At 71.2% G+C, this 2,947-nt stretch carries 3 protein-coding genes and 1 pseudogene; all 4 read left to right on the top strand.

The features are described 5' to 3' along the window. Positions 1-908 (top strand): precorrin-6Y C5,15-methyltransferase (decarboxylating) subunit CbiT (cbiT, locus tag N878_RS16605; RefSeq protein WP_021444730.1); only part of this gene is annotated, 908 nt, incomplete at its 5' end. Then, on the top strand, positions 905-1,648 hold the full coding sequence (locus N878_RS16600; RefSeq protein ID WP_021444729.1) for a cobalt-precorrin-6A reductase: 744 nt from the start codon (positions 905-907) through the stop codon (positions 1,646-1,648). The genes cbiT and N878_RS16600, both read left to right, overlap by 4 nt. 170 nt (positions 1,649-1,818) lie before the next feature. Beyond that, positions 1,819-2,508 (top strand): ferredoxin, encoded by a 690-nt coding sequence (locus tag N878_RS16595; protein WP_021444728.1) that lies wholly within the window; start codon positions 1,819-1,821, stop codon positions 2,506-2,508. Between the two features lie 114 nt (positions 2,509-2,622). Further along, positions 2,623-2,947 (top strand): annotated as a pseudogene (locus N878_RS16590) (SAM-dependent methyltransferase); the annotation flags it as partial.

The following is a 2,947-nucleotide window of genomic DNA, read 5'->3' as shown; positions in this document are numbered from 1 at the left end:
TGCCGGCGCCGTCCTCGGTGTCGCTGGCGGCGGCGCGCCTGGGCTGGCCGCTGCAGGAGATTGAGGTGGTCTCCGTGGTCGGCCGGCCGCTGGCCACGCTCAACGCCCGGCTGTTTCCCGGCCTGCGCCTGCTGGTATTGAGCGCCGATGGCGACACGCCCGTACAGGTTGCCGCAGCACTGCGCGCCCGTGGTTTCGGTGCCAGCCGCCTGACGTTGCTGGAACATCTGGGCGGGCCGGAGGAGCGCCGACTCGATGGTCTGGCCGAAAGCTGGAACCTGCCGCGGGGCGCCGACCTCAACCTGCTGGCGGTGGAATGCCTGGCCGACGCCGGTGCGCAACTGCTGCCGCCGACCTGCGGCCTGCCGGACGAGGCCTACCGCCACGACGGCCAGCTGACCAAGCGTGACGTGCGCGCGGTGACCCTGGCGCGCCTGGCGCCGCTGCCCGGCGAGCTGTTGTGGGACGTCGGCGCCGGCTGTGGCTCCATCGGTATCGAGTGGATGCGCGCGCATCCGGCTTGCCGCGCCATCGCCGTCGAGGCCAACGAGGGGCGTCAGGATCATATCCGTCACAATCGCGACGCCCTCGGCGTCCCCGGCCTGCAACTGGTCGCCGGACACGCGCCCGAGGCGCTGGCCGGGCTGCCGACGCCGGATGCGATCTTTATCGGCGGCGGCGTCACTGTGCCCGGTGTGCTGGACGCCTGCTGGGCAGCACTCAAGCCCGGCGGGCGCCTGCTGGCCAATGCCGTGACCCTGCAGAGCGAGGCGGCGCTGGTGGCCTTCCGCGAACGGCAGGGTGGCGAGCTGCTGCGGCTCACCGTGGCCCAGGCGCAGCCGCTGGGCGGCTTCGACACCTGGCGCGCCGCACTGCCGATCACCCTGCTGGCGGTGCGCAAGGCGTGAGTGCGCGACTCCTGCTGCTCGGCGGCACCACCGAAGCGCTGCGCCTGGCCCGTTGGTTGGGGCCGGAGACCGTCTACAGCCTGGCCGGCCTCGGCCGCGTGCCGGACGATCTGGCCTGCCGCGTGCGCGTCGGCGGCTTTGGCGGGGTCGAAGGCCTGGCGGCCTTTATCGCCGCCGAAGGCATCGAGCTGCTGCTGGATCTGACCCACCCCTATGCCGCGCAGATCAGCTATAACGCCGCCCGCGCCGCCGCGATCGCCGGCGTGCCATGCTGGGCGCTGCGTCGCCCTGGCTGGCAGTCGGGCGCGGGCGACGACTGGCGCGAGGTGGATGGCTGGGATGAACTGACCCGCGCGCTGGCGCCGTTCCAGCGGCCGTTCTTCACCTCCGGTCGCGAGCCGCTGGCGCATCTGCACGAGATACCCGAGCACCAGCACTGGACGGTGCGCTGCCTGCAGGCCGAACCGGCGCCCGCGCGCGCCGAGATCATCGGCGCGCGCGGGCCGTTCTCTTTGGACGAGGAACGTGCGCTGTTCGCCCGTATCCGCTGCGACGTGCTGGTAAGCAAGAACAGCGGCAGCGCCTCCACCGAACCGAAGCTGCAGGTGGCGCGCGAACTGGGTCTGCCGGTGCTGCTGTTGCGTCGTCCCGCGTTGCCGGCGGTGACGCGGGAATTCGCCGAGCTGGAAGCCCTGTGGGAGGCGCTTCAGCGGCGACTGGATTGCTGCCGTCACGGCTAAAGACCCTCCCACGGATTTGCGTTGTGGCCCAAGGGCGGGTGCGTTGGCGTAGGGTGGATCACGCTTCATCGATCCACCGTTGTGGTGGACGTAAAAAGCGACGTCCACCCTACGGATTGCCTTCAGTGCTCGGCACGCTGCTAGACTGCCGGCCCGTTTTGGAGACCCCGATGAACCAAGCCCCCTACGCGCGCATCCTGTTTATCGGCCCCGGCCTGGGGCGTGGCGCATCGGCCGAGCGTCTGCAGCAGCGCATCGAAGCGCTACTCGGTGAGGCGCACCTGCACGACAGCGAGCAGGACGGCTGCTGGCAGGCCATCGACCAGGCGCCGCGACCGTTGCTGGTGGTGGATCTGGAGCCGCGCGCCGATGCCGCGCACCGCGACTGGCTGCGCCAGCGCATCGCCGAGCGCGGCGACGGGGCCCAGGTGTTCGTGCTCTGCACGGCGCTGGAAGACGCCTGGCTCGACGGCCTGGGCGCGCTGCTGGAGCGCCGTGCGGCGCATCTCCCCTGCAGCGAGGTGCCGCTGCTGCCGGCGCAGCACGCCTGGTCGCAGATCCCGCCCCATGCCCAGCGCCTGCTGCTGTGCAACGGCCCGCGCTGCACCCGCAAGGGTGCCCTCGGCCTGTGGAAAAGCCTGCGCCAGCGGCTCAAGGCCGCCGGCCGGCTGGAGTGCGACGGCGGCGTGCATATCACCCGCAGCCAGTGCCAGTTCCCCTGCGACCTGGGGCCGACCGCGAGCCTTTATCCACAGGGCGAGTGGTACGGCATCAGGGACGAGGCGGCGGTGATTCGCCTGGTCGACGAGCGCCTGGTGGCGGGCCGGGCGCTGCCCGAACTGCGCATCGACCGGGACTGACCCTCGGGCCCACGGCGCGGCGTGTTGCGCGGGCAATTGAACCCTTGGCCTGACAGAGGGATCATCTGGACTAGGCTGGATGTGTCTTCACGTGCATCCGCAGGAGGGTTTCGCATGCTCGCGCAACTGCCATCCGTACTCCGCGAACTCCAGCTGCCGCTGCGTCTGAAGCTGTGGGACGGCAAGCAGATCGACCTGGGGCCGCGGCCCAAGGTGACCCTGGTGGTCAAGGATCCGAGCCTGGTCAGCCAGCTGGCCAGCCCCAGCCTGGACGCCCTCGGCGGCGCCTACGTCGAGGGCAAGCTCGACCTGGAAGGGCCGATCGATCAGGCCATCGCCGTGGGCGATGCGCTGAGCAGCGCGCTGCTCGGCGACGCCGCCGCGCCGGTGGAGCTGCGCACCGCCCACGACAAGCGCAGCGACGCCGAGGCCATCAGCT

Source organism: Pseudomonas sp. EGD-AK9, assembly GCF_000465935.2.
GTDB lineage: Bacteria > Pseudomonadota > Gammaproteobacteria > Pseudomonadales > Pseudomonadaceae > Aquipseudomonas.
Note: the sequence above shows the minus strand (reverse complement) of the source record. Positions and strands in the feature narration are given on the sequence as shown.

Excerpts from the sequence above, each read along its gene's own strand:
- N878_RS16595 (WP_021444728.1), top strand. The coding sequence starts at position 1,819 with ATGAACCAAGCCCCCTACGCGCGCATCCTGTTTATCGGCCCCGGCCTG.